Source organism: Wolbachia endosymbiont (group A) of Pherbina coryleti (assembly GCF_964026875.1).
Taxonomy (GTDB): domain Bacteria; phylum Pseudomonadota; class Alphaproteobacteria; order Rickettsiales; family Anaplasmataceae; genus Wolbachia; species Wolbachia pipientis.
In genome coordinates this window covers 166,724-193,428 of sequence record NZ_OZ034706.1, presented here as the reverse complement: position 1 = coordinate 193,428, position 26,705 = coordinate 166,724, and the positions used below count along the sequence as shown (strand labels likewise).

Sequence of the window (26,705 nt, the reverse complement as noted above, 5' to 3'; positions counted from 1 at the left end):
AATGGAAATCATCTTAGCTGAACCACGAGGTTTTTGTGCCGGGGTAAAAAGAGCTGTGGACATATTAGCTATTACTTTAGAAAAATACAAAAACGAGCGCCAAGTTTATGTGCTACACGAAATTGTTCACAATAAATATATAGTAGAGGACTTTAAGAAACAAGGAGTGGTTTTTGTAAGCAGTATCGAGGAAATTGAAGATAATGAAGGAATACTGATCTTCAGCGCGCACGGAGTATCAAAAAATATAGAAGATGAGGCAAAAAGAAAGGGTATTCAAGTGATTGATGCAACATGTCCTTTAGTTAGCAAAGTGCATAAAGAAGCAAAAAGGTATGAAAACAGTGGTAAAGAATTAATTCTCATTGGGCATGAAAACCATCCAGAAGTTAAGGGAATTAGGGGAAGAGTAAACAATCCTATCACTTTAGTGCAAACTTTGCAGGATGTATATGATTTAAAGGTTAAAGATCCAGATAATTTGTCTTATGTTACACAAACTACGTTAAGCATCGACGATACCCGTGACATTATTGCTGCCTTGAAATTAAGGTTTCCAGGCATAACAGGTCCAGATTTAAAGGACATATGCTATGCAACGCAAAATAGACAAAATGCTGTTAAAAAGCTAGCTGAAATTGTAGACATGGTATTAGTTGTAGGAAGTAAAAATAGCTCAAATTCAAACCGCTTATTAGATCTGTGCACTGCTAGAGGAAAAAGAGCCTACTTGATTGATAATTACAGCTGTGTGAATAAAAGCTGGTTTCAGGGCGTAGAAAAGATAGGGATCACTGCAGGTGCTTCCGCTCCTGACATATTAGTTGATGAATTAATAGACTACCTAAAAGTAAACCTGAGTGTAAAAATTTCAGTTATGCCAGGTGGTATTACTGAAAATGTTCAGTTTAAAATACCGAATCTGGTTTAAAACACAACTTATCTACTAAACTTCTCTTGAAATCACACAAACCAGCATCTATAGCTAAGACATCATACCGCGATTCATTAGACTTCTTGCATAACAATATAACAAACTTTTATTGGGAATAGAAACGAAAAAACTTGCTTGACAAACTCCGCCAGCCCTCTTATCATGAAACTGAAGCTATTGTATTTGCTTTCGCCAATCTGCAGATTAAAAGGTAAGGATTACTTAATGTATCGGCGTCTTATGTTCAATTTTTTGCAGTATATAGATACTGTATGTCTTTACAAAACTTCATCTACATCTAGATTTTTATCTAAATAAGCTGAACGCGCTTATAAAGCGTTACAAGACATCAAAAAATGCCAATACTCGACAGAGATAGTAAAAGACTAGCTAACTCGGGGATTCTTTGTCTTTTTTTCTGCTTAGTAAATTTCTTAAACATTTGCAGCGTAGGTTAGTTGCAATTAAAAGCGGCTGAATCTCGCTTGTCAAGCGTTTAAAACATAAAAAACGCCAATATTTTAAAGCGGATAATAACCCCAGGGCTTCTTTTGCCTTTTTTTTCGTTTGGTAAATTTCTTAAATATTTACGGCTAATATGAAGCTAAGTACGAACTTTGTTAAACACAACAAATGGTGTCATTCCAGTCTGGAATCCAGAAAAAAGAATGGTGTCATCCCAGTGCCCAAACACTGGGATCCAGTTTTCTTTACAAATTCACCAAAAGTGTTTCATTCTATAACATAAAACCCATACTCACCAAATCCAATGCATTACTTGCAATTAAGTTTCCTGGATCCCAGTGTCTGGGCACTGGGATAACAAAGGAGGACGTTATTCCAGTGCCAAGCACTGACCATTTCTGGTCTCTTAAATTGCAACTAATCTAAGTATTAAAAAATTTACCAAGCGAAAAAAAAGGCAAAAAAAGCCCGATGGTTGGCTAGTTACTTACATTATACTTTCAAGTATGGCGTTTTTTTATTCTAAACGCTTAATAACCGTGACTCAGCCGCTTTTAAGCCGCAACTAATCTAAATTATAAACGTTAAGAAATTTACTAAACAGAAAAAAAGGCAAAGAAACCCTAGGGTAGCTAATTATTCACTATCCATTTTTTAAGTTGGCGTTTTTTGATGTTTTAAATAGCGTATTTCAGCTTGTGTAGCTAGAAATTTGATAAAGACATGAGGTGCACATAGTGCAAAAAATTAAGCATGATTTACGCCAAATACATTAAGTTTTTTTGTCATTAATCCACTGCAGAGATTGCGAAGATAAATAAATAGCTTCAGTTTCATGATATGTATAACAATGTTACAAAAAATAATATCATAGAATTCAATAGGATAATTCCTAGAAAACCCCTACATACTAAAAAAAGCAAAATGCTGTTAAAATGAGCTTAAGAATAAATAGCAAACATCTAACATAACAATTCTATTTGTAAATCAGGTGAGACTTATCCTATAGAAAGCTTTCGAACTACGCAAGCGTATCTTTTGCCTTTAGTATTTCTTTAAACCTGCTGCAAAAGAGTAGGAATGGTTATAAAATAGGGAGGTATAGCAAGAGAATAGAGAGGGAAGATGAGCTTAAACTACCATAATCTAAAAGAACATCCGAGAAATTTTCGAGATGTAACAGGTTTGAAAATAGAAGAATTCGAAAAGGTTGTAGAAAAAGTGCGCCCAGAGTGGGAAAAAGTTCAAGAACAGAAGAAATGCCATGGAAGAACGTCAAGATTGCCTGTATTGGAAGATAAAATACTCTGTATAATTCTATAGACCTGCTGCAAAAGAGGAGATATTAAAGAGAGATGTAGCAAGAGGGAATGAGCTTAAATTATCAAATCAACGTTATTCTACTTTACCTCACTAGCATTTTCCTTACCTTGAGCCTTACTATTACTCACAAATATAAACGTTCGTTACATAGCTCTTAATATGTCTAAAGAGACGAAATTTCCCGAATTATTTATAATGAACCCTTACGATCACATTCTGGGGACGTACATCAGAAAACTTTTATATTATTAGTTTTGTAGTAAAATTATATGAGTACATCGTATCTATTAAATCAGAAGCTTTATGGATTACAGATTGAGAGCTTATTTGTTTGGGGTTATCTGGTTTATACTTAGCTTACTTAGTAGTGTAGCTAATGATACTATATCAAAATATCTAAGTTTACATCTTCAGAGTTTTGAAATAATTTTTTTCCGCTTTCTGTTTACCACTATTACCCTTGTACCTTTTATGTTTTACTATGGAATAGAAACTTTTAAAACAAGTCAAATATCTACTCAAATAACCAGGGGTGGGTTGTTGTTTTGTGGAATGACCTTATGGACTTACGGGTTGACTGTTTTCCCCATAGTAACTGCAACGATTATAAGTTTTTCTATACCATTATTTGTTATACTTCTTGCAATTCCTTTTCTGGAAGAAAATATAATTTGGCAAAGATGGGTAGTAGCTGTCATTGGTTTTATTGGTATTGCTATTACTACTAAAGCTTATAGTGAGGATTTTAATCCTAAAATTCTTATTTTTATTGTATCTGCATTGATCTTTGCTATATTGGATATACTTAATAAGAAACTTGTAATAAAAGAGTCAGTAATAAGTATGTTATTTTATTCAGCTCTAACGACAACTATTTTTTCTACTCCACCTTTGTTATTTTATTGGCATATGCCTTCCTTGTTGGAGTTAGTATTACTGCTGATTTTAGGAATAAGTTCAAACCTAATTCTGTTCTTCATGTTAAAAGCTTTTGCTCTTACTGATGCTACTGCACTTGCACCGTATAGATACATAGAGCTAATAATTTCTGCAATAGTAACATACGTTATATTTAATGAATTACCTGATAAAAGTGCTTTATATGGTACTTTGATATTAATACCATCAACCTTATTTATAGCTTATTCGGAAGGTAAGGCAATTAAGAAAAATAATGTAACAACAAAAGTTTATAATTGTTAATGGTATTTATTTTAGATGCTAAGCTATATTTTTAAGGTGATAATAAAATGCACATAACTATTATAGGAGTAGGGTATGTAGGATTAGTATCTGGTACAATGTTATCTGAGCCATACGCGTCAAGTTAAGAGATTGTGAGCAAATTTAGAGAGGTTAAAGTGGATACTCTAGCCCTTCTACGTTTGTCTTTTAATGAAAATCGCGACCAAGTTATAGTGAGTTTTTTAAGAAATGCTTTTAAACTATTAATTTTGGTTAATACTAAAAATAACTCTCTAACCCGCCTTTTTAGCTCAATAAATGCCTTTGTTAAGCTAAGTTCTGTATTCTTTTTCACTTCTGTGCAACCAACTATGCCGTGAAATATAAGAATTGCGCACAATTTAGCATATAGTTCACATAATACTCTGCATGGCTTTCCTTTTAGCTTATCAAGCCTGATATGGCTTTTATACAATTTAAATAATAACTCAATTTGCCACCTTACTCTGTAAATCGTTAATACTTGCTCAGCACTAATTTTATTTTCTGGAACATTAGTTATAAATATTGACCAGTTCAACAATTTTTGATTTCTTTTAGAGGATCTGCGATCTTGCTAATCTATTAGCTTTCCTTCTTCTGCCCATAGACTGTTCTTCAGTTAGTTTCTGACATATAATTCTTACTCTAATTTTTGCTTCTTTTCCTAACAATACCTCGTTTTCTAAAAATAACTTATCCTCTCAACATTCTAATAACTCCATTTTTTGATTTGTTTCTACATCATATATGTTGGTATCGACGACTTATGAAATAAGCTCCTATTTCATTGATTTGTTTAAAAGAACTTGGCACAAAATAACCGAGATCAGATATTAGCAAATCATTGCTTAATATATTATAGCTCTTTTTACAATAATCCGAACAGACCGTAATATGCTACTGGCCTGCTATAGCCATAAACACATATCTTATCGCATTCGGACTATTATAAGAAAGGCTATACTTAAATGTTTCCTATATCCCTGGTCTGATCTTACCCCCTCCGTTAAATTAAGTTGGTCTATTATCTGATTCATGTAGTCGAAAACTAATTGTAACTTTATTCCAGACTTAGTATTGCTTTCATAGCCACTGTAGCTAGTACCATAACCTTTATACATCTCTTCCATACTGTTAGGTAGAGTAATATAGCTACTGTCCAATAATTTAACACTATTAAATTGCTGTAAGATTTTGCAATCAACTTGCAAGATATTTTTAAAGAGAATCACAGATTCATTATACATCCTTTTCATAAATTCCACTGCTTCTTCAGTAAATCTAAAATCCAAACCTTGTTTTGTTATATCTATCGAGTCCTCGTTTAGTAATTGACACATTGTTTCTACGCTACAATTATCAACTCCTATATTACCCAAGACCATGGCTTTTACGAATGATGAACCTTTTAGCTTTCTCTTTCTTTTTATAAACCTTGTTGTAATTGAGATTTTCTCTGCTTTTTCATTAAAAAATTCTTTGAGCTTTTTTGATAAGCAAGTTATTTTATTCATTGGTTCTCTCACTAAAAGTATATCTGGGAGAACTTATACCTTATTATTCTATCTCTTTCATACCTTTATTTCCTTAACTTGACGCGTATGCTCTACGAAGCAGTCTGTTGTTAAAGAGTAGCTAATAAAAAACATATTCTAAGATAATATTAAATCTCGTATTATATTTTTTCTAAAGTAAACAAATGAATCTTGCATTTTGCCTGAGTTATTGATACTCTGAGTAAAGAAGTCGGGGCGTAGCGCAGCCTGGTAGCGCATTTGGTTTGGGACCAAAGGGTCGGGAGTTCAAATCTCTCCGCCCCGATGTTAGTATAATTGTAAGAACGCTGTAACATAAGAGCAATCTCCATCAGTAAGCAAGTAGCGGACACTGGAATGACATCATTTGTCATGTAAATTACGGCATATTACATTTTAACGCTCAAGTTTATAAAATAATTGACAATGTTAATTTTCTAATTTATAAATAGATTTTGAAATGATTACCGAAGGAGGTATAGAGTTTGATAGAAGTATCAGTCCATTATGGTGATGTAGACAGAGCTCTTCCAGTCTTGAAAAAAACAATTCAAAAGGAAGGAAGAGGGTTGAAAATGAAAAAACAATATCATGAAAAAAAATCAGAAAAAAGAGCTAAAAAGAAAGCTGAAGCTAAAAAAAAGAGGTACCAACAAGAGTGCAGAAGGCAGCGTTATGGTTGGTAGTTTATACTCAAGTTAATAGTTTATCATTGGTTATTTTATGAATATTCACGAATATCAAGCGAAAGAAGTTTTACATAAATTTAATGTCCCAGTGCCAAAAGGTTTTGTTGCTACATCTGCGGAAGAAGTAAAGACTCAAGTAAGTCAATTAAAATCTGACGTGTTTGTAGTTAAAGCTCAAATTCATGCAGGTGGTAGGGGTAAAGCCGGTGGCGTAAAGCTAGCAAAGTCAGCTGAAGAAGCTCAACAGTTTGTAAAGGACATGATTGGTATGACTTTAGTTACTCATCAAACAGGGCCAAGCGGGCAGCAAGTAAGAAAAGTATACGTTGAAGAAGGCTCAAGCATTAAGAAAGAGTATTATTTAAGCCTGGTAATCGACCCGAAGCTCAGTAGGCCAATATTCATATTTTCCTCAGAAGGTGGAATGGACATTGAAGAAGTGGCGAAAAATTCTCCCGCAAAAATTGTGAAATTTGATATTGATTCTGCTACAAGCTTTGATAGCAGCAAGTTGAGCAGCAGTTTTAATTTGAGTTCAGAACAAATAGAAAAAATAACAAATGTTGCAAAAAATATATATGATGCGTTTATTGCAACTGATGCGAGCCAAATTGAAATTAATCCACTGGTTGAAACAAATTCTGGAGATTTTATTGCGCTCGATGCGAAAATTAATTTCGATGATAATGCTTTATATCGTCACCCAGAAATTATGAAACTTCGTGATTATGATGAAGAAGTGAAAGAAGAGATAGAGGCTTCAAAGTATGGGCTCAGTTACATCAAAATGGATGGCAGTATTGGTTGCATGGTAAATGGTGCAGGTCTTGCTATGGCAACAATGGATATAATAAAATACTACGGAGCAGAGCCTGCTAACTTTTTGGATGTTGGTGGTGGAGCGAGTAAAGAAACTGTAACTGAAGCATTTAAAATTATATTGTCTGATAGCAACGTAAAAGGAATTCTGGTTAACATATTTGGTGGTATAATGCGTTGCGATATTATTGCAAGTGGAATTGTTGCTGCTGCAAAAGAAATGAGCATTAAAGTTCCTCTAGTGGTTAGATTATCAGGTACTAATTTTGAAGAAGGAAAAAAAATTTTAGAAGAGTCGGGATTAAATATTATTGCTGCAGATGAACTGGGTGATGCTGCACAAAAGATAGTAAAAGAGGTAAAATAAAGCATGTCCGTTTTAGTAAATAAAGATACAAGATTAATATGCCAGGGTTTTACTGGTGCACAAGGTACGTTTCATTCAGAGCAAGCTATTGACTACGGGACGAAAATGGTTGGCGGTGTAACTCCTGGAAAGGGTGGGAGCACTCACCTTAATTTACCGGTTTTTAATACTGTAGCAGAAGCCAAAGAAAAAACCGGTGCAAATGCTACAGTTATATATGTACCTGCTAAATTTGCTGCTGCTGCAATACTTGAAGCAATAGATGCAAAAATAGAATTGATAATTTGTATTACAGAGGGCATTCCTATACTTGATATGGTGAAAGTTAAGCGTGCGCTTATCGGCTCAAAAAGTCGATTGATTGGTCCTAACTGCCCGGGAATTATTACACCTGAAGAATGCAAAATAGGAATTATGCCTGGTCATATCCATAAGCGTGGACACATAGGAATTATGTCTCGCTCTGGAACTTTAACTTACGAAGCAGTAGCACAAACAACCGCTGTTGGTCTTGGTCAATCCACATGTATCGGAATTGGGGGAGATCCAGTTCATGGTATGACATTTGTCGACTGTATGGAGCTCTTTTTAAAAGATAACGATACTCATGGTATTGTAGTTATTGGTGAAATAGGTGGAAACGAAGAAGAAGATGTATCACATTTTGTGAAAACAGAAAAAACTAAAAAGCCAATCGTTGGTTTTGTAGCAGGCCAAACGGCACCTCCAGGAAGACGTATGGGACACGCTGGAGCAATCATCTCTTCCAGCGGTGGAAGTGCTGGTGCAAAACTAGAAGTTATGCGAAGCGCTGGAATTGCAATTGCAGAGACTCCTGCGGTGATTGGTAAAAAAGTTTTGGAAGTAATGCATCACTAGAATTAGGGTTACAAAAATCCTATATCACCGGTCATGAATACGTTATTTGCCCATTCGATTAATAACTTACCTCCTGGTAAATCTACTGAAGTCTGTTGGGCAGTCAGATATCCACGTAGTGTGGATGCAACAAGTGCCGCACAGGCTGCACTACCGCATGATGCGGTAATGCCTGTACCTCTTTCCCAAACTCTTAAAGTTATTTCTCCAGACTTTTCAACTTGTGCAATACTAATATTAATTTTCTGAGGAAATAATACGTGATTTTCCAGCTTTGGTCCTAAACTTTGCAATGGTATTTCATTTACGTTATCAACAAAAAAAACTATGTGAGGATTACCAATATTTACTGCAACGGGCTCTTTTAGCATTTCAAGCTCTATAGGTAAGTAAAGAGTGTCACACTCAGTAGATAAGGGAATTTCATGCCATTTTAGCAAAGGTTTACCCATGTTAACCTTTATGGATTTATCACCCACTTTAAAACACTCTAAAATGCGTTTGTTTACCAGCTCAATAGTGATATACTCAGTACCTTTTTCTGACATTAGCAAATATCCAACGCAACGTGCTGCATTTCCGCACATTTCAGCTTTGCTACCATCAGCATTATAGATATGCATAAAGCAATCGGCTAAACTGGAGTTTGTTATCACTATGACTTGATCGCAACCGTTTTGGTTAGCAATTTTTTTATAGTTCCAATTTAAATCATTTGCTGAACGTGAGTCTATGATAACGAAGTTGTTACCAGTTCCGTGCATTTTGATAAAATTTTCAGGACCTTGGCCACTCATCATAAAAAAACATTTCTTCTATTGGTCTCCTTTTTTTCTTACTTGTTTCAGCGCCCTCTTCTTCGTAACCAACCGCTATCACTGACATTACGTTAAAGTCATTGGGTATATTGAACTCTTTCACTATTTTATCTCTATCAAATCCACCCATTTGATGGGCCATTAAGTTCATAACTGCAGCTTGTAACATAAGTCCATAATTTGCTGCACCAGTATCATGATTAGCCCAAAGATTTTCTCCTTTACCTTGTTTACGGAAGTTTTTAGCACTTAAAGATATGATTAACACTTGTGCATCTTTTGCCCATTTTTGATTAGATTCATCAAGGCAATTTAGCAGCTTTTCCCATGCGCTTTGATTGTTCTGTTTGTTGCATATTACGTATCTCCAGGGTTCATCACCAAAACATGAGGGAGTCAGCCTTACAGCTTCCATTAAAATATCCATGTCTTCCTGAGATATTGCTCTTGTAGGATCGTATGAACGTCCGCTGTGTCTTGCTTTCATCAACGATAATAGATCTTGTTTACTCATCATTTTTAATTTAATAGTGCATAAATAATTCATTGTAGCACAATATAAGCAAAATTTAAATTGCAAAACCTCTCATACACATATATTACATTTAATAAGTTATTTTTATTGGGAAGGTATGTTTATAACACAATCTAGCAGCAGATCAACACTGGCTGAAATATTGTCTTGCATTTTACTTTTATTCTTGATGGCTCAAATAAGCATACCATTGCAGCCTGTGCCTATCACATTGCAAACTTTAGGAGTAATGCTTATTGGGCTTAAATTTAACCGCAGAACAGCATTTTATTCTGTGCTTACATATCTATCACTTGGTGCAGCAGGATTGCCTGTTCTTGCGAATTTTTCTGGTGGTTATCACATTTTTCTCGGACCAACAGGTGGATATTTAATTGGCTGTTTAGCTGCCGTTATGGTAATGAGCAAAGTAAATGAATTACTGAACTCTAAGTATAAATCATTTGTGTGTAATTCTTTAAGTTGTCTGGCTGGTACAGTTATAATCTTTATTTGTGGTGTTAGTTGGCTTGCTGTTTACTTGGGTCTGAGACAAGCAATAATGGTGGGTGTTTTGCCATTTATCCTTCCTGGTTTGATAAAAATTTTTCTACTTGTAGCAGCTTTGCAATATTTGAAAAAATGATAAAATTCCGCCCTCATCATTTCATGTGCACCCTCGCGTTTCGGGGATATGGGTATTCTCAGGGTTTTGTAGAAAATTATAAAAAGATAGCAAGCAAAGTAATTAGTACTCAAATCGAAGTAGTTGGTAACCTTGATAGTATCTGTAGTGCTTGTCCAAATCAGACTAAACAAGGTAAATGCACCACACAAGCTAAAGTTTTAGAGCTAGATAGAAGGCATATGGAAATTTTAGGAGTAAAAATTGGCGAGACTTTAACTTGGAATGAGGCAGTAAAAAAGATTAGAGAGAAAATGTCTTTAGAGAAATTCGAGTACGCATGTGAGGGGTGCAATTGGCAGCCATATGGAATATGTAAAAATGCCCTTTTAAATCTACAAAGGTAGTTGACAAAATGTTAAGATAAATCGAAGCATTTTTGTGGAAATGAAGCGAAATATAGAAGACAAAAGATAAGTGCGTTCTACACAGCATATTCGTCCCGCTAATTAATAATATCTTTATTATTGTATGAGATAGGTAATTTAGCATTTATGAATTTGTAATGTGTTGCGCATAGCTAAAAGAAATAAGGTTTACTGGTTACACGCTGCAGCCAATGCCACAACACTAGGACCTATGTTTATCTGCATGTTAATTTGCGTTGTGATTTTATGGAGGTCTTCTGTTACCTATGCTAGTGAAAATTTGGAGATACAGAAGGCCTTTGATAGTGTTGTCAAGCATATAAAAGCTGATAAAAAATATAAAGATCTTGATGTTATTGAGAGAAAAAGTGACAAATTTAATATCAAAATTTCGCAGAATTCTGGCAAGAGTTTTGACATATACTCTACTTTAAAAAAAGCAAAAGATTCCTTTGAGTTAGGAGATAATGAAACAGCTATTTCTCTCCTTAATCAGATTACCGCAAAGTTTCCTTATCATAAAAATGCTTTGATTGGACTAGGGAATATTTATTACGCTAATAAAGAATACAAAAAAGCTGTAGAGATTTACACAAGACTGTTAAAAGAACACCCTAGTAACCCTTACATATTAAAAAATTTTCTGACGATAATCTCACAATATGATCCTGATCTGGCGTTGAGTGAAATGTTAAAATTGTATGATATACATAAAAATTATGCTCCTTTATTAGCAAATTTAGGTCTGATCTATATGAAAAAGGAGGATTATGTAAAAGGTAAAGAGTATATGATAACTGCTATTTCCCTCGATGAAAACAATATTTTTTATACTTATAATTTAGCTGTTATTCTAGATAAACTTTCAGATTTTCAAAATGCTACAATATTCTACTTAAAGTTGTTAAACATGGCTACAACTTCGAAAGATGTGAGTGAAAAAATACCTTTATACAAAGTGACAGCAAGACTAAAATTTATAAAACTTCACAGCACGCACCCAAAGATTTCATAAAAGCTTATAGCTTACCTAAAGCTAATTTATCGCTATTTTTGTTTACAATAATAATATTGAGCTATAGAATTAGATCTAAAGGGGCAATTAGCTCAGCTGGTAGAGCATCTCGTTTACACCGAGGAGGTCGGCAGTTCAAGTCTGTCATTGCCCATTTGCTTAACTGAATGTTAGTATTATTAATTACTTCAATTAAAGTATAGAAAATGCAGGATAATATAGTACCAATCTCAATAGTAAAAGAGCTGGAAGATTCTTATCTTTCCTACGCAATGAGCGTTATCATAAGCAGGGCTATACCTGACGTGCGGGATGGATTTAAACCTGTTCATAGGCGTATATTATATGCAATGTCGAGAGCTGGATTCGATGCCGGTAAGCCATATAAAAAAGCGGCTCGTATAGTTGGGGACGTAATGGGGAAATATCACCCACATGGTGATGCAGCTATTTACGATTCCTTGGTTAGGATGGCTCAAGATTTCTCTCTTCTTTTACCGCTTATTGATGGGCAAGGTAACTTTGGTTCGATAGATGGAGATCCACCAGCTTCAATGCGATACACAGAAGCAAGACTTCAAAAAGTGTCACACTTTTTACTGAATGATATTGATGAAGATACAGTTAATTTTAGGCCAAACTACGATGGAAATGAAACAGAACCAGTTGTGCTGCCTGCAGAGTTTCCGAATCTATTGGTAAACGGTGCAAGTGGTGTTGCAGTTGGTATGGCAACCAATATTCCTTCTCATAATCTTGGAGAAATAATAGATGCTTGTATATTATATGTAGATAATTCTGAAGTTACTTTGGATGAGTTACTTGAAGTGATGCCAGGGCCGGATTTCCCAACTGGGGGAACGATTCTTGGAAGGTCTGGAATAAAATCAGCATTTGCAACTGGTCGTGGATCAATTGTTGTGCAAGGCAAGACTCACATAGAAGACCTGCCACAAGATAGGCAAGCAATAGTGATTGATGAAATACCTTACCAGGTAAATAAAGTAAAATTAATTGAGAAGATAGGTGAGCTTGTAAAAGAAAAAAGAATTGATGGCATAACAGAAATTAGGGATGAGTCCGATAAGTCTGGTATTAGAGTAGTAATTGACCTCAGAAGAAATGCTGAAGCAAGTTTTATACTTAATCAAATATTGGGACTAACTCCACTAAGAAGTAGTTTTAGTGTTAACACTTTAGTACTCAATAACAACAGACCTGCTTTGATGTCGTTAAAAGAAATCATAGCTGCTTTTGTTGACTTTAGAAAAGAAGTGTTAATCAGGAGAACAGAATTTCGTCTAAGAAAAACGAGAGAAAAAGCTCATATATATATAGGGCTCTACATTGCGGTCCTCAGCATAGATGAAGTGATAAAAATCATCCGCGGTGCAAAAGATCCTGCGGAAGCAAGTAGAGAACTTTTAAATAAAGAATGGAAAACTTCGAATGAAATCAACACTATCATCGAGTTGATTTCAGATAGCGCAAGCTTTTTGAAAGATGGAGTGTATAGATTAACTGAGCTACAAATTAAAGCTATCCTTGATATGAAACTGCAGCGTTTAACAGGCCTTGAAAAAGACAAATTAGAAGCTGAGCTAAGTTCAATGATCAACCTGATAAAAGAATATATCGCTTTTCTTGGCTCAGAAGAGAAGTTGATGAAGGAAATAAAAAACAATCTACAAGAAATAAAGAACAGATTTGCTGTGCCGCGAAAAACTTCAATAGAGGAATCAGATACGGACATTGAAGCTGAAGATCTAATTCCACAAGAGGATATGGTGATAACCGTAACTATGAATGGTTATATCAAGCGTGTGAAGCTTTCTCACTACAGAACTCAGCGTCGTGGTGGAAAAGGAAAGCTAGGACAAGGATTAAAAGAAGAGGATGTAATCACAAAATTATTTGTTGGGAATACCCACACTAGCCTCTTATTCTTTTCTAATATTGGTCGAGTTTATAGATTAAAAGTTTATAAGTTGCCTCTTGCAGAACCAACTGCACGTGGAAGAGCACTTGTTAACATATTTCCGCTTAGCGATGGTGAAACTATAACTAATATCATGCCATTGCCAAGTGAAAATGACGAAAATCAAAACATAGTTTTTGCTACTGCTCATGGAAACATAAGGCGTAACTCTTTAGCGGACTTTCACTATATTCCAAGCAATGGAAAAATAGCAATAAAGCTCGATGAAGGAGACAAATTAATATCGGTTAAAGTATGCAATGCAATTGATCATGTTTTTCTTTCAACAAGATTCGGCAAAAGTATCAGATTTGTTGTAAGTGATGTGCGTCAATTTAAAAGTCGCAATTCAGATGGCGTAAGAGGTATCAAACTTGCAAAGAATGACAGCGTGATATCCATGACCATATTAAATGGGATAGGTGTAGCAACAGAAACAAAAGAACTTTACTTAAAAGTTCCACTTGCAAAAAGACTGGGAACTGCAATTAATAACTCCATTGATTCTAAATTGGAAAAGACTTTAAATGATTTAGGAATAGATAACGAATTATTCTTAAAACTTGCAGTGAATGAGGAGTTTATATTAACTATTACTGAAAATGGCTTTGGTAAAAGAACTTCTGCGTATGAGTATAGAATAACTAACAGGGGTGGTGTTGGTATCACCAATATTCTTACTACTAGCAGAAATGGTAATGTTATTGCTAGTTTTCCAGTTGAGCAGGGTGATAATATAATGCTTATTACAGATAAAGGAAAGTTAATTCGTATTTCAGTAAATGATATCAGGATTGCAGGACGTAGCACTCAGGGAGTAACTCTATTTAAAACAGAAAGTAGAGAAAAGGTGGTGTCAGTAGCGAAAATTGAAGATCCTGATTCCACTGAAGATAGTATTTCTGAAGTTGAAAACTCTATCTCTTCTCAACTGTAGTACAGGTTAAACAAAAAGCGCAAGTTTTTGTTGATTAATACGCAGTATTTAAATTAAAATATATACTTATGGCTAAGTAAAGATCAATGGACAAAAATTTAACTAAAAATAAAAAACCACTGGCAGACAAAGAGGATAAAAAAACACCTCCTGTTAAAGATCTTACTAAAAATAAGAGTAGGAGAGATTTTATAACATTAACTACATGCGCTATGGCAGGTATAGGAGCTGCAAGTGGACTTTGGCCACTGGTTAAATCTATGAATCCTTCTGCTGAAGTTCTAGCAACTTCCACAGTGGAAGTGAATTTGTCTGGAATTCAGGAAGGACATGGAGTAAAAGTAAAGTGGCAAGGTAAACCAGTATTCATTCGTAGACGCACAAAGCAAGAAATTGAGGCTGCAAGAGCTGTGAATGTGAAGAGCTTGAGGGATCCTCAATTAGATGAGCAGAGAGTATACGAAGGAAAAGACGAATGGTTAATCATGATCGGAATATGTACACATCTTGGGTGTGTACCGGTTGACCACGCTACAAGAGATGGTAATGGTTGGTTCTGTCCTTGCCACGGTTCATATTATGATACATCAGGCCGAGTGATTGGGGGTCCTGCACCAAAAAATATGGTTGTACCTGATTATTTTTTTCCCAGTGAGAATGTTGTGGTAATTGGCAAGAAGGCTTAACGGAACTCGTTAAAAAAAACTCACAGGATCAACATCTATTATCACTGCAATACTCGAATTCAAGTTACAATTTTTAATCCAATATTTCAGCTTTTTTTGTATAGATAAACTGTGTTTATTGTGTATTTTTAATAATACCCTATACCGATACTTATTATTTAAAAAATTTATCGCTGCTGGTGATGGGCCAAGAATTTCAAATTCCTTTTTGTCTACACCTACATTTTTTTCCTGGATACAAGTAGTTAAGCTACTTGGATGACAAAGAAGAGATTTTACTATTTCATTCGCTGCTTTTTGTGTTGCAATCTGATTCTTACCACAAATGATAAGCGCTATTAATCTGCTAAATGGTGGCATTTTGGCTTCACGTCTTGACTTAAGTTCAATTTCATAAAATGAGTCCCTTTTTTGATGCAGCAATGCTTTTATTATTGAACTTTCAGGGTTATTGGTTTGCACTATTACCATTCCTTTTTCATTAAACCTTCCTGACCTGCCTGCAACTTGGTGCAATAATTGATACGTCTTTTCCGCTGCTCTCAAATCAGAATTTTCGAGGCTCAAATCTGCATTCATTACTCCAACCAAAGTTAATTTGGGAAAATTGTGCCCTTTAGCAATTATTTGTGTGCCGATTATAATGTTCACCTCTTCTTTCAACACTAAGTCAATTACGTTACTAACCGACTTTTGATCGCTGCTTATCATCGCAGTTTTTGCGTTTGGTATTAATTTCACCATTTCTTCAAGTAACTTTTCAATTCCTATGCCGTAGAGGGACAACGGCTGTTCACTTTGGCAATTAGAGCATTTTTCTGGAAGTTTCAATTGATAAGAGCAGTGGTGGCACAAAAGAGCATTTTTTTTCTTGTGATATGTAAGCCAAACAGCACAATTTAAGCAGGAAATTTTATATCCACACTTTTTACAAACTGCCAGTTGTGCATACCCTCTGCGGTTTAGAAAAAGCATAACCTGCTGTTTTTTCTCTATGGTTTGTTTGATGCTTTCAAAAAGCTCAGAGGAGATCCATTGCTTGTTGTTCCTCATATCTACTACTTTAATGAGTGGCAATTCTGCACCACCAAATCGTTTAGTTAGCTTTACATGATTGTAATTCCCGTTTTTAACATGATGAATCGTTTCAAGCAGTGGAGTAGCTGATGATAAAATAATCGGAATATTTTCAAATTTGGCTAAGATTATCGCCATATCTCGAGCATTATATATAATTCCCTGTTCTTGTTTAAAAGATGAGTCGTGCTCTTCATCAACGATAATCAATTTTAGGTTTTTATAAGGCAAAAAAAGCGCTGACCGTGCACCAATAATTATCTGCGCATTTCCATTTGCTATATTGAGCCAATTATTCCGGCGAGTTTTTGGAGTGAGCCCTGAGTGCCATTCAACTAAGTTTTTTGATATCTGACCGCGAACACGATTTACCAATTGTGAAGTTAAAACAATTTCAGGTAGGAGGATTAAAATTTGTGTATTACCTTCTCCTGATGTTATTTCAACATATTCTGGTGTCATACTAGTACGTGGCAAAGACGGTATGCTAAATGTTACAGTGGGTTTTGCCTTGAGTATAAAGGTGTCATTCCAGTGCTTGACACTGGAATCCAGGAATTTTGATTGTAAATTAGGTATTGGTTTTAAGTTAAAATAAACATTTGTAATGAGGTTATATGAAAAACTGGATCCCAGTGTCAGGCTACTCGGATGACACCCTCTTGGTAGACCCAAATCACAATGTTCGTACAGTTGTGTCTCTGGGCACTGGGATGGTAAAGTCTGAGCAGCATTTGGAACGGCAGTGTAATTCTTAATCAATTGTGCAATCACAGAGAGATAAACTTCCGTTTTTCCAGATCCTGTCTCACCGTCAAGCAAAGTCACTGAATACTCGTTCAAATTGCTGATTATTTTATCACTAGCTATCTGCTGTTCAGGGCTTAATTGGCAACTTATTTCACTTGTTTCCTGCTTTTGTTCAACACAAACCAATTTATCTATGTGATTTACTTTTAACACTCCTCCCATTATCACTTTGGCAAGCATACCAATAGGTATTAAATTGTATTGTGCAACCCACTCTGCAAATGCAATCAATTTTGGTCTAATATTTGGTAAATCGATTTTTTGCTCAATAAATTTTAATTCTCGGTTACTTTTATCACTGTATTTCCAAACTATTCCGATTAAGCGTTTTTTGCCAAATGGCACCACTACGTAATCTCCAAGTAAAATCTCAGTATTTTCCTCAATTGCATATGAAAATAACTGATCAATTGGAAGTGATAGTAATACGTCAACTGTTTTTGCCATAGTGATTGAGTTTAACATTGTTTTAAAGAGCTTGTAACTTTATTAAGCTTGGCAATATAGATGAATCGGTACAGAGAAAATCTTAACGTTTAACACATTTTTCATAGTACAGACCGTATGATTGATAAATAAAATGATTTATAGAATTTGTGGAGGCTACCAATGGTCAACGACAAGATTACTTTGAACTTTGAAATAGAAAAAGGCGAACCTATAGATCGATACTACTTTTCTGCACATATAAAGCTTACAGATGAAAGCAAAAATCTTTTGCGCGAGAAGCTTGGCAGTACAATTCAATTCGATAATCTAGATGATCACTTCAATCTTAACCATGAGAATTTTTATATCTACTACAACAAATATAGTGAGCACAATGGTAGAAGTGAGCTACACGTTAGGGATGATAACGGTAAATATTTAACCTCCAATCTTCCACTTAATTACTATGGATTCTCAATGGAACTATCACCTGACGGAGCGTCAATTGCAGATTATGGTTTTTATCCTCTGTATGCAATCTATAACCCAAATCACTATGATAAAGCAAAGGAAAAAGTATTTGATGATCACGGTGAATTGTCACCAATTGCATCAAATGTGTTAGATAATTTTTTAAGCAACACAAATAGCTTAACCACACAAGATATATTACAAAATGTATTCTCACAACTGCAGAAGAAAGCTGATGAAGAAGCAGAAAGATTGGCAAGAGAGAGAGAAGCAGAAAGACAAAGGGAGGAAGAGTTAAATGAAAAGAACGAGGAGTTAAAAGAACTTGTAGAAAAGGATGAGATTAAAATATTCAAAGTGGTAAAAGGTAATGATTTAGGTAATGGGCATTCAGCAGTAGTTTTACAACTTGATGGGGAAGAAGGTGACAAGATACCTCTCGACTCTAGTAAATACTACATAGCAGAGTATAGACACCACCCAGAATGGGAAGGCGATGAATATTTAAATTTTGTTAGCCCTGATAGTGATATGCTGGTTAATTATGAAAACTTATTTTTTGTGCTCAATCAAAGCTCCTACTCAGACTTTGAAAGTGGGTTTTATTCAGAAAACAGAACCGATCCCCATAATTATGCTAAATATTCAAAGGAACCATATTTGAGTGGTGACCAGCTATCTGAAAAATTATCTAATGAATTGGAGGAAGATAGCAATCAGATAGGTACTGAATTTACAATTGATGATGAGCAAGTAGACGAAGAAGTTGTGGTAGAGAGTGAAGCCAAGTCTGGGGAGAAAGGAACGGTTGGTGAGGATAACGCAAAAAATACTATACAGGAAGAAGAATCTAACTATATAGATCAAATGCAAGCGGATGATAGCAGCAGTTATAAACCAGCTTTGCAAAGCAATCGTGATGATTATGCTGATACGAAAAAAGCTCTGCAGGAAAAATTGCATGGAGATGAAATACACAAGCAAAGTAATGAGAAAGCTCAAAAAGATATAGAAGTAAAAAAAGTAACTGTGGAAACTGACAGTAGCAGTAATAAGACTGAAAAACAAACAAAACCAACAGAAGATGAACAAGAAACTGTTATGGCAAGTGTGATAGAAAATATGGATAAAAATTCTGATATTGAAGCAGAAACTTCTAACAGTGTTGCAAATTCACAACATCCCTTAAAAATAAAGACAGGAAGTCCTCTTGAAGTGGGAAAGTATAAGGTGGAGCTGCAAGTGACATATGATGATGTAAAGAATTTTTATGATACCGTACGTGGTAAATATCATGCTGGCGATGGATATAACTACGAACAAGTAATGGTTTTATATAATGAAATTGTTAGGCCCGCTCACAATCATCATTACGAGCTGTTTACTCTTGATGAAGCACATGTTGCTAATGATCACCTGTTTATCAAGGGTCAGGATTTTGGAACTCTAAATGATTTTAATGAGATGTTCTATAAAAGTGATGAGTTAATGTGATGTAAAAAGCAAGATTCAATCTGGTGAACGAGAGTTATAGCCTTTCTTATAATAGTCCGAATGCGATAAGATATGTGTTTATGGCTATAGCAGGCCAGTAGCATATTACGGTCTGTTCGGATTATTGTAAAAAGAGCTATAACTGACAGAGGAGATTGACACGTATGCCTTTATCTTTAAGATTGTTTATCAAGTATAGACATCAGCTCGCCCCATTCTCTTTTACCAATATTACTTTCTTCTCTAGTAACGTTTTCCCCTTTAATTAATTTGCGAATTATTTCTAGACCAGTTCTTGAAATACAGGCTGATTCTAGGCAATATTCAACAAAGGCATTGTAGGCCAGTGGAACCCATTTTTTTATTATATCCAGCATAACTTCTGCATAAACTCTGATTTCATATTGGGCATGCTTATCAGCTCTAAGCTTCAAAAAATGAAGGAGATTATGCAGATCTATTTTCCAATAAAATTGCGTGTAGTAATTAAGCATTAGGTTAGTTCTGGCAATTTCTCTTGCAAGCCCCTGCTCAATAAATTTTTCATAATGAGAATATACTAAATTAGAGTCATTTGTTAGAGAATCTATTATTTCCTTTGAGGTATCTGGATCAAAAGCTTCCCCGCTACCTTGTTTATTATTGTCAGATTGTTTTGCAACTTGTTCTGGTTTAGGTGTATAAAATTCATTATCAAGTATTGAATACCTTGCTGAATATTCATTCACATTTGCAGTTCTATGCCTTATCCATTGCCTTGCAACAAAAATTGGAAGTTTCACGTGAAACTTAATTTCACACATTTCAAATGGAGTTGTATGATGATGTCTCATTAAATACTTTATAAGTACTTCATCCTGACTTATCTGTTTTGTTCCCTTGCCATAAGAAACACGAGCAGCTTGAACTATAGCGCTATCAGAGCCCATATAATCCACTACTCGAATAAATCCATGGTCTAATACCTTATGTTCTTCATATAAGATTGCATCTATTTCTTTTACTATAGTTCGTTTGGTTGCTTCATTCATAAAATATCCTCAAGACGAAATGGAGATATCAGCTCCACATGAATTGAGTTTTTCATGCATTGCTTCATATCCTCTCCATAAATGATGTGAATTGTTTATTATAGTTTCTCCACCGGCTACCAAAGAAGCAAGCACCAAAGCTGCTGTTGATCTTAAGTCAGTAGCATATAGATTAGCTCCAGATAAGCTTTTTATTCCACTTATAGTAGCTTTGCTTTTCTCGATGCTGATATTAGCACCTAACTTTCTCAATTCATCTGCATGTGTAAATCTGTTTTCAAAAATGTTCTCTTCAATTACTGATATCCCATCAGCGATGCACATTGCAGACATCAGTTGTGGTTGCATATCACTGGGAAAATTGGGATATGGATCTGTCGCAACGTTAGCAGACTTAATAGAGCCATTTTTTCTGGAAATAACAATGCCTCCATCATACAGTTCAACCATAGCTCCTATAGTCTCCAACTCATTTGTAATACACCTTATATCAGATAGATTTATTCCTTCCAACTCCAACTTACCACCGGTTATTATAGCAGCTAGTGCATAGGTGCCTGCTTCTATGCGATCTGGTATTATTTTATGAACACATCCATTTAGTGCTTCAACTCCTGTTATTATGACCTTTGTATTATCAATTTCAATATCAGCACCCATTTTCTTCAGAAAATCTATTAAATCAAGAACTTCCGGCTCAGTTGCAGCATTGTTTATTGTTGTCACTCCTTCTGCAAATGTTGCTGCCATTATTACATTTTCTGTTGCGCCAACACTTATTTTCTCAAATGTGATTTCTTTTCCTTGTAGCTTTCCTTTCACTGTTGCAATTATATTATAGCCGTCAATTTCAATTTTAGCTCCCATTTCTTCTAATGCTTTAATATGCATATCAACGGGACGCTTTCCAATGTTGCATCCACCAGGAAATGCTGTTCTCGCTTTGCCAAATCTGCTAAGCATTGGACCCAATATTAGAAAAGAAGTTCTTAGCTTACTTGCGGTTTTATATGGCATCACGTGATTGTTGATATTGCTGCAGTCAATTTTCAAAGTATGGTTCGCTTTATAATTTTTATTGTGCATAAAGTTCACTTCTGCTCCAAGACTTTCAAGCAACTTAGACATTAGATGCACATCAATTAAATCAGGTACATTATGCAAAATTACCGGGGAGCTACTTAATAGACTTGCTGCCATTATTGGTAAAACAGCATTTTTTGAGCCATTAATCTTGATTTTTCCGACCAAAGGTTTGTAGTTATTTCTTATTAATATCTTGTGCATTTAATTAGATATAAAGTATAATTCATTAGTTTATTGAAGTCTTACTAAGTATAATAGATTGACCGTAAAAGGCAAAATTTGCTTTTTCTTCCTCATCATCCCAGTGTCATGCTACCTGCATGACACCTGATGCGAATTGCCCCCGAAATTTTATACTATGAATTACTCAAATGACGCTCTCGAGCTTTATCAAACCAAATAACACCAATTGCAACAATGAAATAACCAGCTGCTCCTAATGTAAGGCGAATTACTGCATCGAAAGTTGACAGAGGAGGAGACGGCATTAGAATGCTCAAAACACTATACACAAGATTATTTGTTGCATGAGCAATAGTTACTGGCCAAATCGAGTTGTCTTTTTCAAACAACCAGGTAAACATTATAGACATTGCACAAATATAAAGGGTATAAGCACAAATAGTCGGGAATGTAAAGCCATCCTTCCACAAAGCTGAGCCAGCAACCACATAAGTTGGTATGTGCCATACTGACCAAATAATACCGACAATAATTGCTCTGATATAAAAATTTGATATTTTGCTTTTAAGATTTTTCAAAAGATAGCCACGCCAACCGATCTCTTCACCAAGAGACATAATGATCCACATCACAAAGGTTGATAATAAAACAAATAACATCACTAATGGACTCAAAACTGCACTCAAATCCTTTACACGGTCTAACGTAAAAGACTCTCGGAAAAATGAAAAACCGCAGTAAATTGACAAAAGACCATTGGAAATTAGCATACTTACCAGAATAAGTATAAACCCTAATAGACAGTTTTTTGGCGAACTAAGTTTAAAAAGATCCCTTACCTTCTGTTTATTATAAATGGTTAGCAAAATTGCAACTGAAGCCGGAACAAATGTTGTTAATAATGTTATGTCTTTGAAAGGTAAGCACCAAGCTATAATGCACGTCAAAAAATATGTAATTACAAAAAATAATGTACAATTAATAGTGGTTAAATTCATGCATACGCCCATCAATTCCTTTTCTGCATTATTGATCTTTATTCATAAATTGTCAATAAAATACTTCTTCAGGGATGAATAGAATATTTTTTCTTTTTGAATTGCTATTGATAGTTTAATTTTTATATGTATTCCCTTTCACAACCGTTTGTCATCCCAGTGTCACGTGCTGGGATGACAGTAGGAGAGCTGCTTGCATGACAAGAGGAGGGTACTGGAATGACAAGAGGAAGACACTGGGGTGACATCAACTAAACTTGTCCAAATATGAGCGATGCATTAGTGCCACCAAAACCAAACGAATTAGAAAGTGCATATTGAATTTTATGCTCCTGAGCTTTAAACGGTACAAAATTTAAATCACATCCTTCTGAAGGCTTGTGTAAATTTAAGGTTGGCGGAATAATTCCATTATTTAACGCAAGAATACTGAATATTGCTTCAACGCTCCCTGCAGCACCAAGTAAATGTCCTATAGAAGATTTAGTTGAAGAAACAGGTATTTTATAAACGTAGTCACCGAATAACTGTTTCATTGCTATTACTTCAATTTTATCTCCAAGTGGCGTTGAAGTTCCATGTGCATTGATATACCCTACTTGATTGGGATTAATTTGTGCGCTCTTTAAAGCAAGCTGCATTGCCTTAAATGCGCCTCTTCCTTCTGGATGTGGTGCTGTAATGTGGTGCGCATCTCCTGTGAGTCCGTACCCAACCAGTTCAGCATGTATTTTTGCCCCCCTTTTTTTCGCATGTTCGTATTCCTCCAGCACCAATATACCTGCTCCTTCACCCATAACAAAACCATCGCGTTCTTCATCCCATGGCCTTGAAGCTTCTTCCGGTTTATCGTTAAATTTAGTTGATAACGCCTTCATAGATGCAAAACCTGCAATTCCAACTCTACACAGTGCACTTTCTGCTCCACCTGCAATCATAACATCCGCTTCACCAAGTTTTATAGTTCTTGCTGAGTTTATGATTGCATGCGCACCTGTTGCACATGCGGTTACTGCTGAATCGTTTGGACCTGTAAATTCGTATTTAATAGAAATATGGCCAGATATCAAATTTATTAGACTTGCAGGGACAAAAAATGGACTGACACGTCTGGGCCCTTTTTCCTGCATGGTAATAACATTTTCCTGAATTGACGGAAGACCACCTATACCAGAGCCAATAGTCACACCAACACGTTCCCGATTGATATTTTGGCTTTCCAAAATTAATGAATCATCTACTGCCTGAATAGCTGCTGCAATACCGTAATGGATAAAACGATCTGTCCTTTTTGAGTCTTTCTCAGAAATATAATCTAGTGGATTGAAATGGTGCTCAATGTTGTCTGATTGCAACGGCACCTGCCCTGCAATTTTGCAAGCAAGATCAGAAGAGTCAAATCTATCCGTATTGATTGCTTTTATGCCAGACTCACTTTTTATTAGCCTTGACCAAGTGTTGTCAACATCTGCCGCTAGTGGAGTGATTAAACCAACACCAGTGACTACTACTCTTCTGCTCATTTAACACTAACTATTAGCCTTTTTTATTATTAATGTACTCAACTATTTGCTCCATAGTTTCCATTTTTTGTGCGTCTTCATCTGGAATTTCTATTCCAAACTCTTCTTCTGCTGCCATGATGATTTCAACTGCATCTAAGCTGTCTGTACCATGCTCCGAAAGCTTTGAAGAGCTGTTGAATTTCTCTACATCCTTACTAATATGCTCTAGTATAATCTTTTTCACTTTTTCTTCTATGTCTTCTCTAGTGCTCTTTGCTAGTTCGCTATTCACATTTCTTACCAAAAAAATAACCTATTCTTTGATGTTATAAAAAATTTTTATGTTTGCAATATCTTTTATAACTGGTAAACTACAGTAAAGTTTTCTACTGCCCTAGCTGGCTAGCGTTACGTGCTAAACAATTAACAATTCAAAAATGCTAGACGAAACAACAAAAAATTTGCTTATTGTAGAAGTAAATAAACTCTTACCCGAAAATAGCGAGAATAAGCTTATATCAGCTATGCGTTATATACTCCTTGCTCCTGCAAAACATATACGCTCCTTTTTAGTCGTAGCTTCATCGCGAGTGTTTAACGCGGAAGCTAAAAAAGTAATATCAGTTGCTGCAGCAATTGAATTTGTTCATGCTTACTCTCTAATTCACGATGATTTACCGTGCATGGACAACAGTGATACTCGCAGAAGCCAGCTAAGCTGCCATAAAAAATTTGATGAAGCAACAGCAGTGCTTGCCGGAGATGCACTACTTACTCTGGCTTTTGAGGTATTATCTTCGTTAAATGAGAAACGCTGTGAGATCATAAAAGTTCTTTCTCAGGCAATAGGAATTAGGGGAATGGTGGGAGGACAGGCTTTAGATATTAACAGTGAGCATATAGATTTTAGCCCCCAACCCTCTGTCATTCAAGTAGCTGACACTGGGATCCAGAAGGCTTTGCCTACAAGCATTTCGTGCAAAAAGCCATGCGATAGTGGAGCTGAACATGAAATGGATTCCAGTGTCAGCTACTTGCATGACACCCTTTCTACCTTAAAACTACAACATTCGTACAGCTGTATGTATGACGCTGGAATGACGTCGGGCCAAGCTGATAAAATAAAAGAAATTCATTTGATGAAAACCGCAAAACTATTTGCAGCTTCATGTGAAATAGGTGCTATAATCGGGGGTGCTACAGACAAGCAACGTAAAGCGTTATATAACTATGGAATAAATCTAGGGCTTATCTTTCAAGCTAAGGATGATATTGAAGACTACGAACAAGATAAAACAAATAATCTTATGTCTGTGCTTGGTAAAAGTGAAGTAGAGGACTATATAGACGGCCTCTTTAAACAAGGCTTGGATAATTTGAGTGCGCTTTCAGGGGATACTAATTATTTATATGATTTATTGAATCAAGTAAAGAAAGATGGTTAGAAAAATTATATTACAAATGCTTATTTCCGTAGTAATGATTCTCACTTTAACTTCTGCTTTTGTGTTTACTATTGTCTATATAAACAAAGGTAAACCGGAAAAAAAGGACAAGCTTTATGAGATAAATGCCACGCATGGTGGTTTGATACAGACGATAGCACATTACCTAGTGAAGCCAATACTTGAATCAGCACTTGACCGCTATATTGAAAAGCATGGGCTGACAGAATATTTAGAAGAAATAACGCAGCAAAAGGAAGAAGATTCAATAAATTTTTATGAAATTACTGAAGGCAGTGGCAGCAAGGCTTTTTGTGGCCTGGAAGTCCTATTGCAAATATATAAAATTTCTAATAATAACTCAGCAACACTCCCTAGCAAAGTTTCTGATGTTACTTTGAAAATAGGTCAAGATGACCTAAAAGAAGTGAGTTTAGGGGTAATAGGTATGAAAGAAGGCGGAGAGCGTGTAGTTACTATTGCCAATGAGAACAAAATGAATTTTAATTCTTATTACGTCAAACTGATCGAAGTAAAGGATAAATATCCCGACTCAGTAAATAATCTGATGGTTTTTAATGACTTAATTAACAAGACTGGAAAACAAGTAAGGTGCGGTGATGAGATATCGGTTAAATATAGCGTAAAGGAGCATAATGGGGAATATATAGTCAAAGATCAAACAGTGCAATTTAGGGTTGGCGATAAAAAAATACCACTTGCTATAGAGCTTGGAGTTGTGGGAATGAGAGCTGGTAATAAAAGAACTATTCTTTCTCCGCCTGACCTTTTGACTATTACTGACGATATGTTAATAAAAGACATAGATTATGATGAAGAAAATATCTCAATAATTGACTTAAGCTTAGATGTTAAGCAAGAGGTCGCAGCACACCATTCTACTGTTGAAAAACAGCCTAAAGAATATAGCTGAAAT

Annotated in this window: 24 protein-coding genes, 2 tRNA genes and 2 pseudogenes; 17 read left to right on the top strand and 11 right to left on the bottom strand. The window is 35.4% G+C overall.

The annotated features are described in order from the left end of the window. Position 1 precedes the first annotated feature (1 nt). The 3 genes from ispH to AAGD87_RS01005 all read left to right on the top strand — a co-directional run bounded on the left by ispH (position 2) and on the right by AAGD87_RS01005 (position 3,925). A complete protein-coding gene (gene ispH, locus AAGD87_RS01015) occupies positions 2-931 on the top strand; it encodes a 4-hydroxy-3-methylbut-2-enyl diphosphate reductase (RefSeq protein ID WP_264339733.1) in 930 nt (309 codons plus the stop codon). A 1,593-nt stretch (positions 932-2,524) separates the two neighbouring features. Then, complete coding sequence (locus AAGD87_RS01010) at positions 2,525-2,722, top strand: hypothetical protein (RefSeq protein ID WP_155968442.1); 198 nt, start codon at positions 2,525-2,527, stop codon at positions 2,720-2,722. 303 nt (positions 2,723-3,025) lie between these two features. Further along, entirely contained in the window at positions 3,026-3,925 is a 900-nt protein-coding gene (locus AAGD87_RS01005) for a DMT family transporter (protein ID WP_141457073.1), read from the top strand. A gap of 124 nt (positions 3,926-4,049) precedes the next feature. Here AAGD87_RS01005 and AAGD87_RS01000 read toward each other — a convergent pair. After that, positions 4,050-4,807, bottom strand: a pseudogene (locus tag AAGD87_RS01000) (IS4 family transposase); the annotation flags it as partial. 104 nt (positions 4,808-4,911) lie between these two features. Beyond that, a pseudogene (locus AAGD87_RS00995) lies at positions 4,912-5,463 on the bottom strand (IS4-like element ISWen1 family transposase); the annotation flags it as partial. 233 nt (positions 5,464-5,696) lie between these two features. Here AAGD87_RS00995 and AAGD87_RS00990 point away from each other — a divergent pair. The 4 genes from AAGD87_RS00990 (at position 5,697) to sucD (ending at position 8,238) form a co-directional block, all read left to right on the top strand. Further along, positions 5,697-5,770: transfer RNA gene (locus AAGD87_RS00990), tRNA-Pro, on the top strand. A gap of 199 nt (positions 5,771-5,969) precedes the next feature. After that, positions 5,970-6,170 carry a 30S ribosomal protein S21 gene (rpsU, locus tag AAGD87_RS00985; RefSeq protein ID WP_006279819.1) on the top strand — a complete coding sequence of 67 codons (201 nt, stop codon included), beginning with the start codon at positions 5,970-5,972 and terminating at the stop codon, positions 6,168-6,170. A gap of 37 nt (positions 6,171-6,207) precedes the next feature. Continuing rightward, positions 6,208-7,359: an ADP-forming succinate--CoA ligase subunit beta gene (sucC, locus tag AAGD87_RS00980; RefSeq protein WP_341817657.1), complete on the top strand. Its 1,152-nt coding sequence runs from the start codon at positions 6,208-6,210 to the stop codon at positions 7,357-7,359. A 3-nt stretch (positions 7,360-7,362) separates the two neighbouring features. Beyond that, positions 7,363-8,238, top strand: coding sequence for a succinate--CoA ligase subunit alpha (gene sucD / locus AAGD87_RS00975; RefSeq protein WP_264339708.1), 876 nt, complete (start codon positions 7,363-7,365; stop codon positions 8,236-8,238). Positions 8,239-8,246: 8 nt separating this feature from the next. On the opposite strand, the gene dapF is transcribed toward sucD, so the two are convergent. Together dapF and AAGD87_RS00965 are read right to left on the bottom strand one after the other, a co-directional pair. Then, positions 8,247-9,035 (bottom strand): diaminopimelate epimerase, encoded by a 789-nt coding sequence (gene dapF / locus AAGD87_RS00970; RefSeq protein WP_338482134.1) that lies wholly within the window; start codon positions 9,033-9,035, stop codon positions 8,247-8,249. Continuing rightward, positions 9,016-9,603, bottom strand: a complete 588-nt coding sequence (locus AAGD87_RS00965; protein WP_151807513.1) for a nitroreductase family protein — start codon at positions 9,601-9,603, stop codon at positions 9,016-9,018. The genes dapF and AAGD87_RS00965 overlap by 20 nt, the downstream gene beginning before the upstream one ends. An 85-nt stretch (positions 9,604-9,688) precedes the next feature. Between AAGD87_RS00965 and AAGD87_RS00960 the strand changes: the two genes are divergently transcribed. The 6 genes from AAGD87_RS00960 (at position 9,689) to petA (ending at position 15,239) form a co-directional block, all read left to right on the top strand. Further along, positions 9,689-10,216, top strand: a complete 528-nt coding sequence (locus tag AAGD87_RS00960) for a biotin transporter BioY (protein WP_338481770.1) — start codon at positions 9,689-9,691, stop codon at positions 10,214-10,216. After that, positions 10,213-10,602, top strand: a complete 390-nt coding sequence (locus AAGD87_RS00955) for a DUF1284 domain-containing protein (RefSeq protein ID WP_319606716.1) — start codon at positions 10,213-10,215, stop codon at positions 10,600-10,602. Before AAGD87_RS00960 ends, AAGD87_RS00955 begins: the two co-directional genes overlap by 4 nt. Positions 10,603-10,762: 160 nt before the next feature. Next, the gene (locus AAGD87_RS00950) at positions 10,763-11,638 is read left to right on the top strand and encodes a tetratricopeptide repeat protein (protein ID WP_264339711.1); all 876 of its coding nucleotides are present in this window, start codon (positions 10,763-10,765) and stop codon (positions 11,636-11,638) included. 81 nt (positions 11,639-11,719) lie between these two features. Beyond that, positions 11,720-11,792 (top strand) — tRNA-Val (locus AAGD87_RS00945). A 52-nt stretch (positions 11,793-11,844) separates the two neighbouring features. Next, complete coding sequence (gyrA, locus tag AAGD87_RS00940; RefSeq protein ID WP_341817656.1) at positions 11,845-14,553, top strand: DNA topoisomerase (ATP-hydrolyzing) subunit A; 2,709 nt, start codon at positions 11,845-11,847, stop codon at positions 14,551-14,553. A gap of 86 nt (positions 14,554-14,639) precedes the next feature. Next, positions 14,640-15,239 carry a ubiquinol-cytochrome c reductase iron-sulfur subunit gene (petA, locus tag AAGD87_RS00935; protein ID WP_182309809.1) on the top strand — a complete coding sequence of 200 codons (600 nt, stop codon included), beginning with the start codon at positions 14,640-14,642 and terminating at the stop codon, positions 15,237-15,239. Between the two features lie 9 nt (positions 15,240-15,248). Here petA and priA read toward each other — a convergent pair whose 3' ends face one another. After that, the gene (gene priA, locus AAGD87_RS00930; protein ID WP_341817655.1) at positions 15,249-17,591 is read right to left on the bottom strand and encodes a primosomal protein N'; all 2,343 of its coding nucleotides are present in this window, start codon (positions 17,589-17,591) and stop codon (positions 15,249-15,251) included. Between the two features lie 144 nt (positions 17,592-17,735). Here priA and AAGD87_RS00925 point away from each other — a divergent pair, with 144 nt between their 5' ends. Further along, a complete protein-coding gene (locus AAGD87_RS00925; protein WP_010963093.1) occupies positions 17,736-19,520 on the top strand; it encodes a hypothetical protein in 1,785 nt (594 codons plus the stop codon). On the opposite strand, the gene AAGD87_RS00920 is transcribed toward AAGD87_RS00925, so the two are convergent. From AAGD87_RS00920 to AAGD87_RS00905, 4 genes are all read right to left on the bottom strand, one after another. After that, positions 19,496-19,624: a hypothetical protein gene (locus tag AAGD87_RS00920; protein WP_259366097.1), complete on the bottom strand. Its 129-nt coding sequence runs from the start codon at positions 19,622-19,624 to the stop codon at positions 19,496-19,498. The genes AAGD87_RS00925 and AAGD87_RS00920 overlap by 25 nt on opposite strands. Positions 19,625-19,696: 72 nt before the next feature. Next, complete coding sequence (gene thyX / locus AAGD87_RS00915) at positions 19,697-20,551, bottom strand: FAD-dependent thymidylate synthase (RefSeq protein WP_341817654.1); 855 nt, start codon at positions 20,549-20,551, stop codon at positions 19,697-19,699. Positions 20,552-20,560: 9 nt separating this feature from the next. Further along, on the bottom strand, positions 20,561-21,838 hold the full coding sequence (murA, locus tag AAGD87_RS00910; RefSeq protein ID WP_006279833.1) for a UDP-N-acetylglucosamine 1-carboxyvinyltransferase: 1,278 nt from the start codon (positions 21,836-21,838) through the stop codon (positions 20,561-20,563). 155 nt (positions 21,839-21,993) lie between these two features. Further along, positions 21,994-22,569: a CPBP family intramembrane glutamic endopeptidase gene (locus AAGD87_RS00905; protein WP_341817653.1), complete on the bottom strand. Its 576-nt coding sequence runs from the start codon at positions 22,567-22,569 to the stop codon at positions 21,994-21,996. A 106-nt stretch (positions 22,570-22,675) separates the two neighbouring features. Here AAGD87_RS00905 and AAGD87_RS00900 point away from each other — a divergent pair, with 106 nt between their 5' ends. Beyond that, positions 22,676-22,900 carry a hypothetical protein gene (locus tag AAGD87_RS00900; protein WP_265024127.1) on the top strand — a complete coding sequence of 75 codons (225 nt, stop codon included), beginning with the start codon at positions 22,676-22,678 and terminating at the stop codon, positions 22,898-22,900. Positions 22,901-23,069: 169 nt separating this feature from the next. Here the strand turns inward: AAGD87_RS00900 and fabF are convergent, their stop codons facing one another. Both fabF and acpP read right to left on the bottom strand, forming a co-directional pair. Then, on the bottom strand, positions 23,070-24,341 hold the full coding sequence (gene fabF, locus AAGD87_RS00895; RefSeq protein ID WP_010082030.1) for a beta-ketoacyl-ACP synthase II: 1,272 nt from the start codon (positions 24,339-24,341) through the stop codon (positions 23,070-23,072). 13 nt (positions 24,342-24,354) lie between these two features. Next, positions 24,355-24,579, bottom strand: a complete 225-nt coding sequence (gene acpP / locus AAGD87_RS00890; protein WP_213863337.1) for an acyl carrier protein — start codon at positions 24,577-24,579, stop codon at positions 24,355-24,357. A 181-nt stretch (positions 24,580-24,760) separates the two neighbouring features. On the opposite strand from acpP, the gene AAGD87_RS00885 reads away from it, so the two are divergent. Next, positions 24,761-25,768, top strand: coding sequence for a polyprenyl synthetase family protein (locus AAGD87_RS00885; protein WP_341817652.1), 1,008 nt, complete (start codon positions 24,761-24,763; stop codon positions 25,766-25,768). Then, positions 25,761-26,702 (top strand): FKBP-type peptidyl-prolyl cis-trans isomerase, encoded by a 942-nt coding sequence (locus AAGD87_RS00880; RefSeq protein WP_010963087.1) that lies wholly within the window; start codon positions 25,761-25,763, stop codon positions 26,700-26,702. The genes AAGD87_RS00885 and AAGD87_RS00880 overlap by 8 nt, the downstream gene beginning before the upstream one ends. Positions 26,703-26,705: the final 3 nt, after the last annotated feature.

Excerpts from the sequence above, each read along its gene's own strand:
- ispH (WP_264339733.1), top strand. The coding sequence starts at position 2 with ATGGAAATCATCTTAGCTGAACCACGAGGTTTTTGTGCCGGGGTAAAA.
- AAGD87_RS01010 (WP_155968442.1), top strand. The coding sequence starts at position 2,525 with ATGAGCTTAAACTACCATAATCTAAAAGAACATCCGAGAAATTTTCGA.
- AAGD87_RS01005 (WP_141457073.1), top strand. The coding sequence starts at position 3,026 with ATGGATTACAGATTGAGAGCTTATTTGTTTGGGGTTATCTGGTTTATA.
- sucC (WP_341817657.1), top strand. The coding sequence starts at position 6,208 with ATGAATATTCACGAATATCAAGCGAAAGAAGTTTTACATAAATTTAAT.
- sucD (WP_264339708.1), top strand. The coding sequence starts at position 7,363 with ATGTCCGTTTTAGTAAATAAAGATACAAGATTAATATGCCAGGGTTTT.
- dapF (WP_338482134.1), bottom strand. The coding sequence starts at position 9,035 with ATGAGTGGCCAAGGTCCTGAAAATTTTATCAAAATGCACGGAACTGGT.
- AAGD87_RS00965 (WP_151807513.1), bottom strand. The coding sequence starts at position 9,603 with ATGAATTATTTATGCACTATTAAATTAAAAATGATGAGTAAACAAGAT.
- AAGD87_RS00960 (WP_338481770.1), top strand. The coding sequence starts at position 9,689 with ATGTTTATAACACAATCTAGCAGCAGATCAACACTGGCTGAAATATTG.
- AAGD87_RS00955 (WP_319606716.1), top strand. The coding sequence starts at position 10,213 with ATGATAAAATTCCGCCCTCATCATTTCATGTGCACCCTCGCGTTTCGG.
- gyrA (WP_341817656.1), top strand. The coding sequence starts at position 11,845 with ATGCAGGATAATATAGTACCAATCTCAATAGTAAAAGAGCTGGAAGAT.
- petA (WP_182309809.1), top strand. The coding sequence starts at position 14,640 with ATGGACAAAAATTTAACTAAAAATAAAAAACCACTGGCAGACAAAGAG.
- priA (WP_341817655.1), bottom strand. The coding sequence starts at position 17,591 with ATGTTAAACTCAATCACTATGGCAAAAACAGTTGACGTATTACTATCA.
- AAGD87_RS00925 (WP_010963093.1), top strand. The coding sequence starts at position 17,736 with ATGGTCAACGACAAGATTACTTTGAACTTTGAAATAGAAAAAGGCGAA.
- AAGD87_RS00920 (WP_259366097.1), bottom strand. The coding sequence starts at position 19,624 with ATGCTACTGGCCTGCTATAGCCATAAACACATATCTTATCGCATTCGG.
- thyX (WP_341817654.1), bottom strand. The coding sequence starts at position 20,551 with ATGAATGAAGCAACCAAACGAACTATAGTAAAAGAAATAGATGCAATC.
- murA (WP_006279833.1), bottom strand. The coding sequence starts at position 21,838 with ATGCACAAGATATTAATAAGAAATAACTACAAACCTTTGGTCGGAAAA.
- AAGD87_RS00900 (WP_265024127.1), top strand. The coding sequence starts at position 22,676 with ATGGTTAGCAAAATTGCAACTGAAGCCGGAACAAATGTTGTTAATAAT.
- fabF (WP_010082030.1), bottom strand. The coding sequence starts at position 24,341 with ATGAGCAGAAGAGTAGTAGTCACTGGTGTTGGTTTAATCACTCCACTA.
- AAGD87_RS00885 (WP_341817652.1), top strand. The coding sequence starts at position 24,761 with ATGCTAGACGAAACAACAAAAAATTTGCTTATTGTAGAAGTAAATAAA.
- AAGD87_RS00880 (WP_010963087.1), top strand. The coding sequence starts at position 25,761 with ATGGTTAGAAAAATTATATTACAAATGCTTATTTCCGTAGTAATGATT.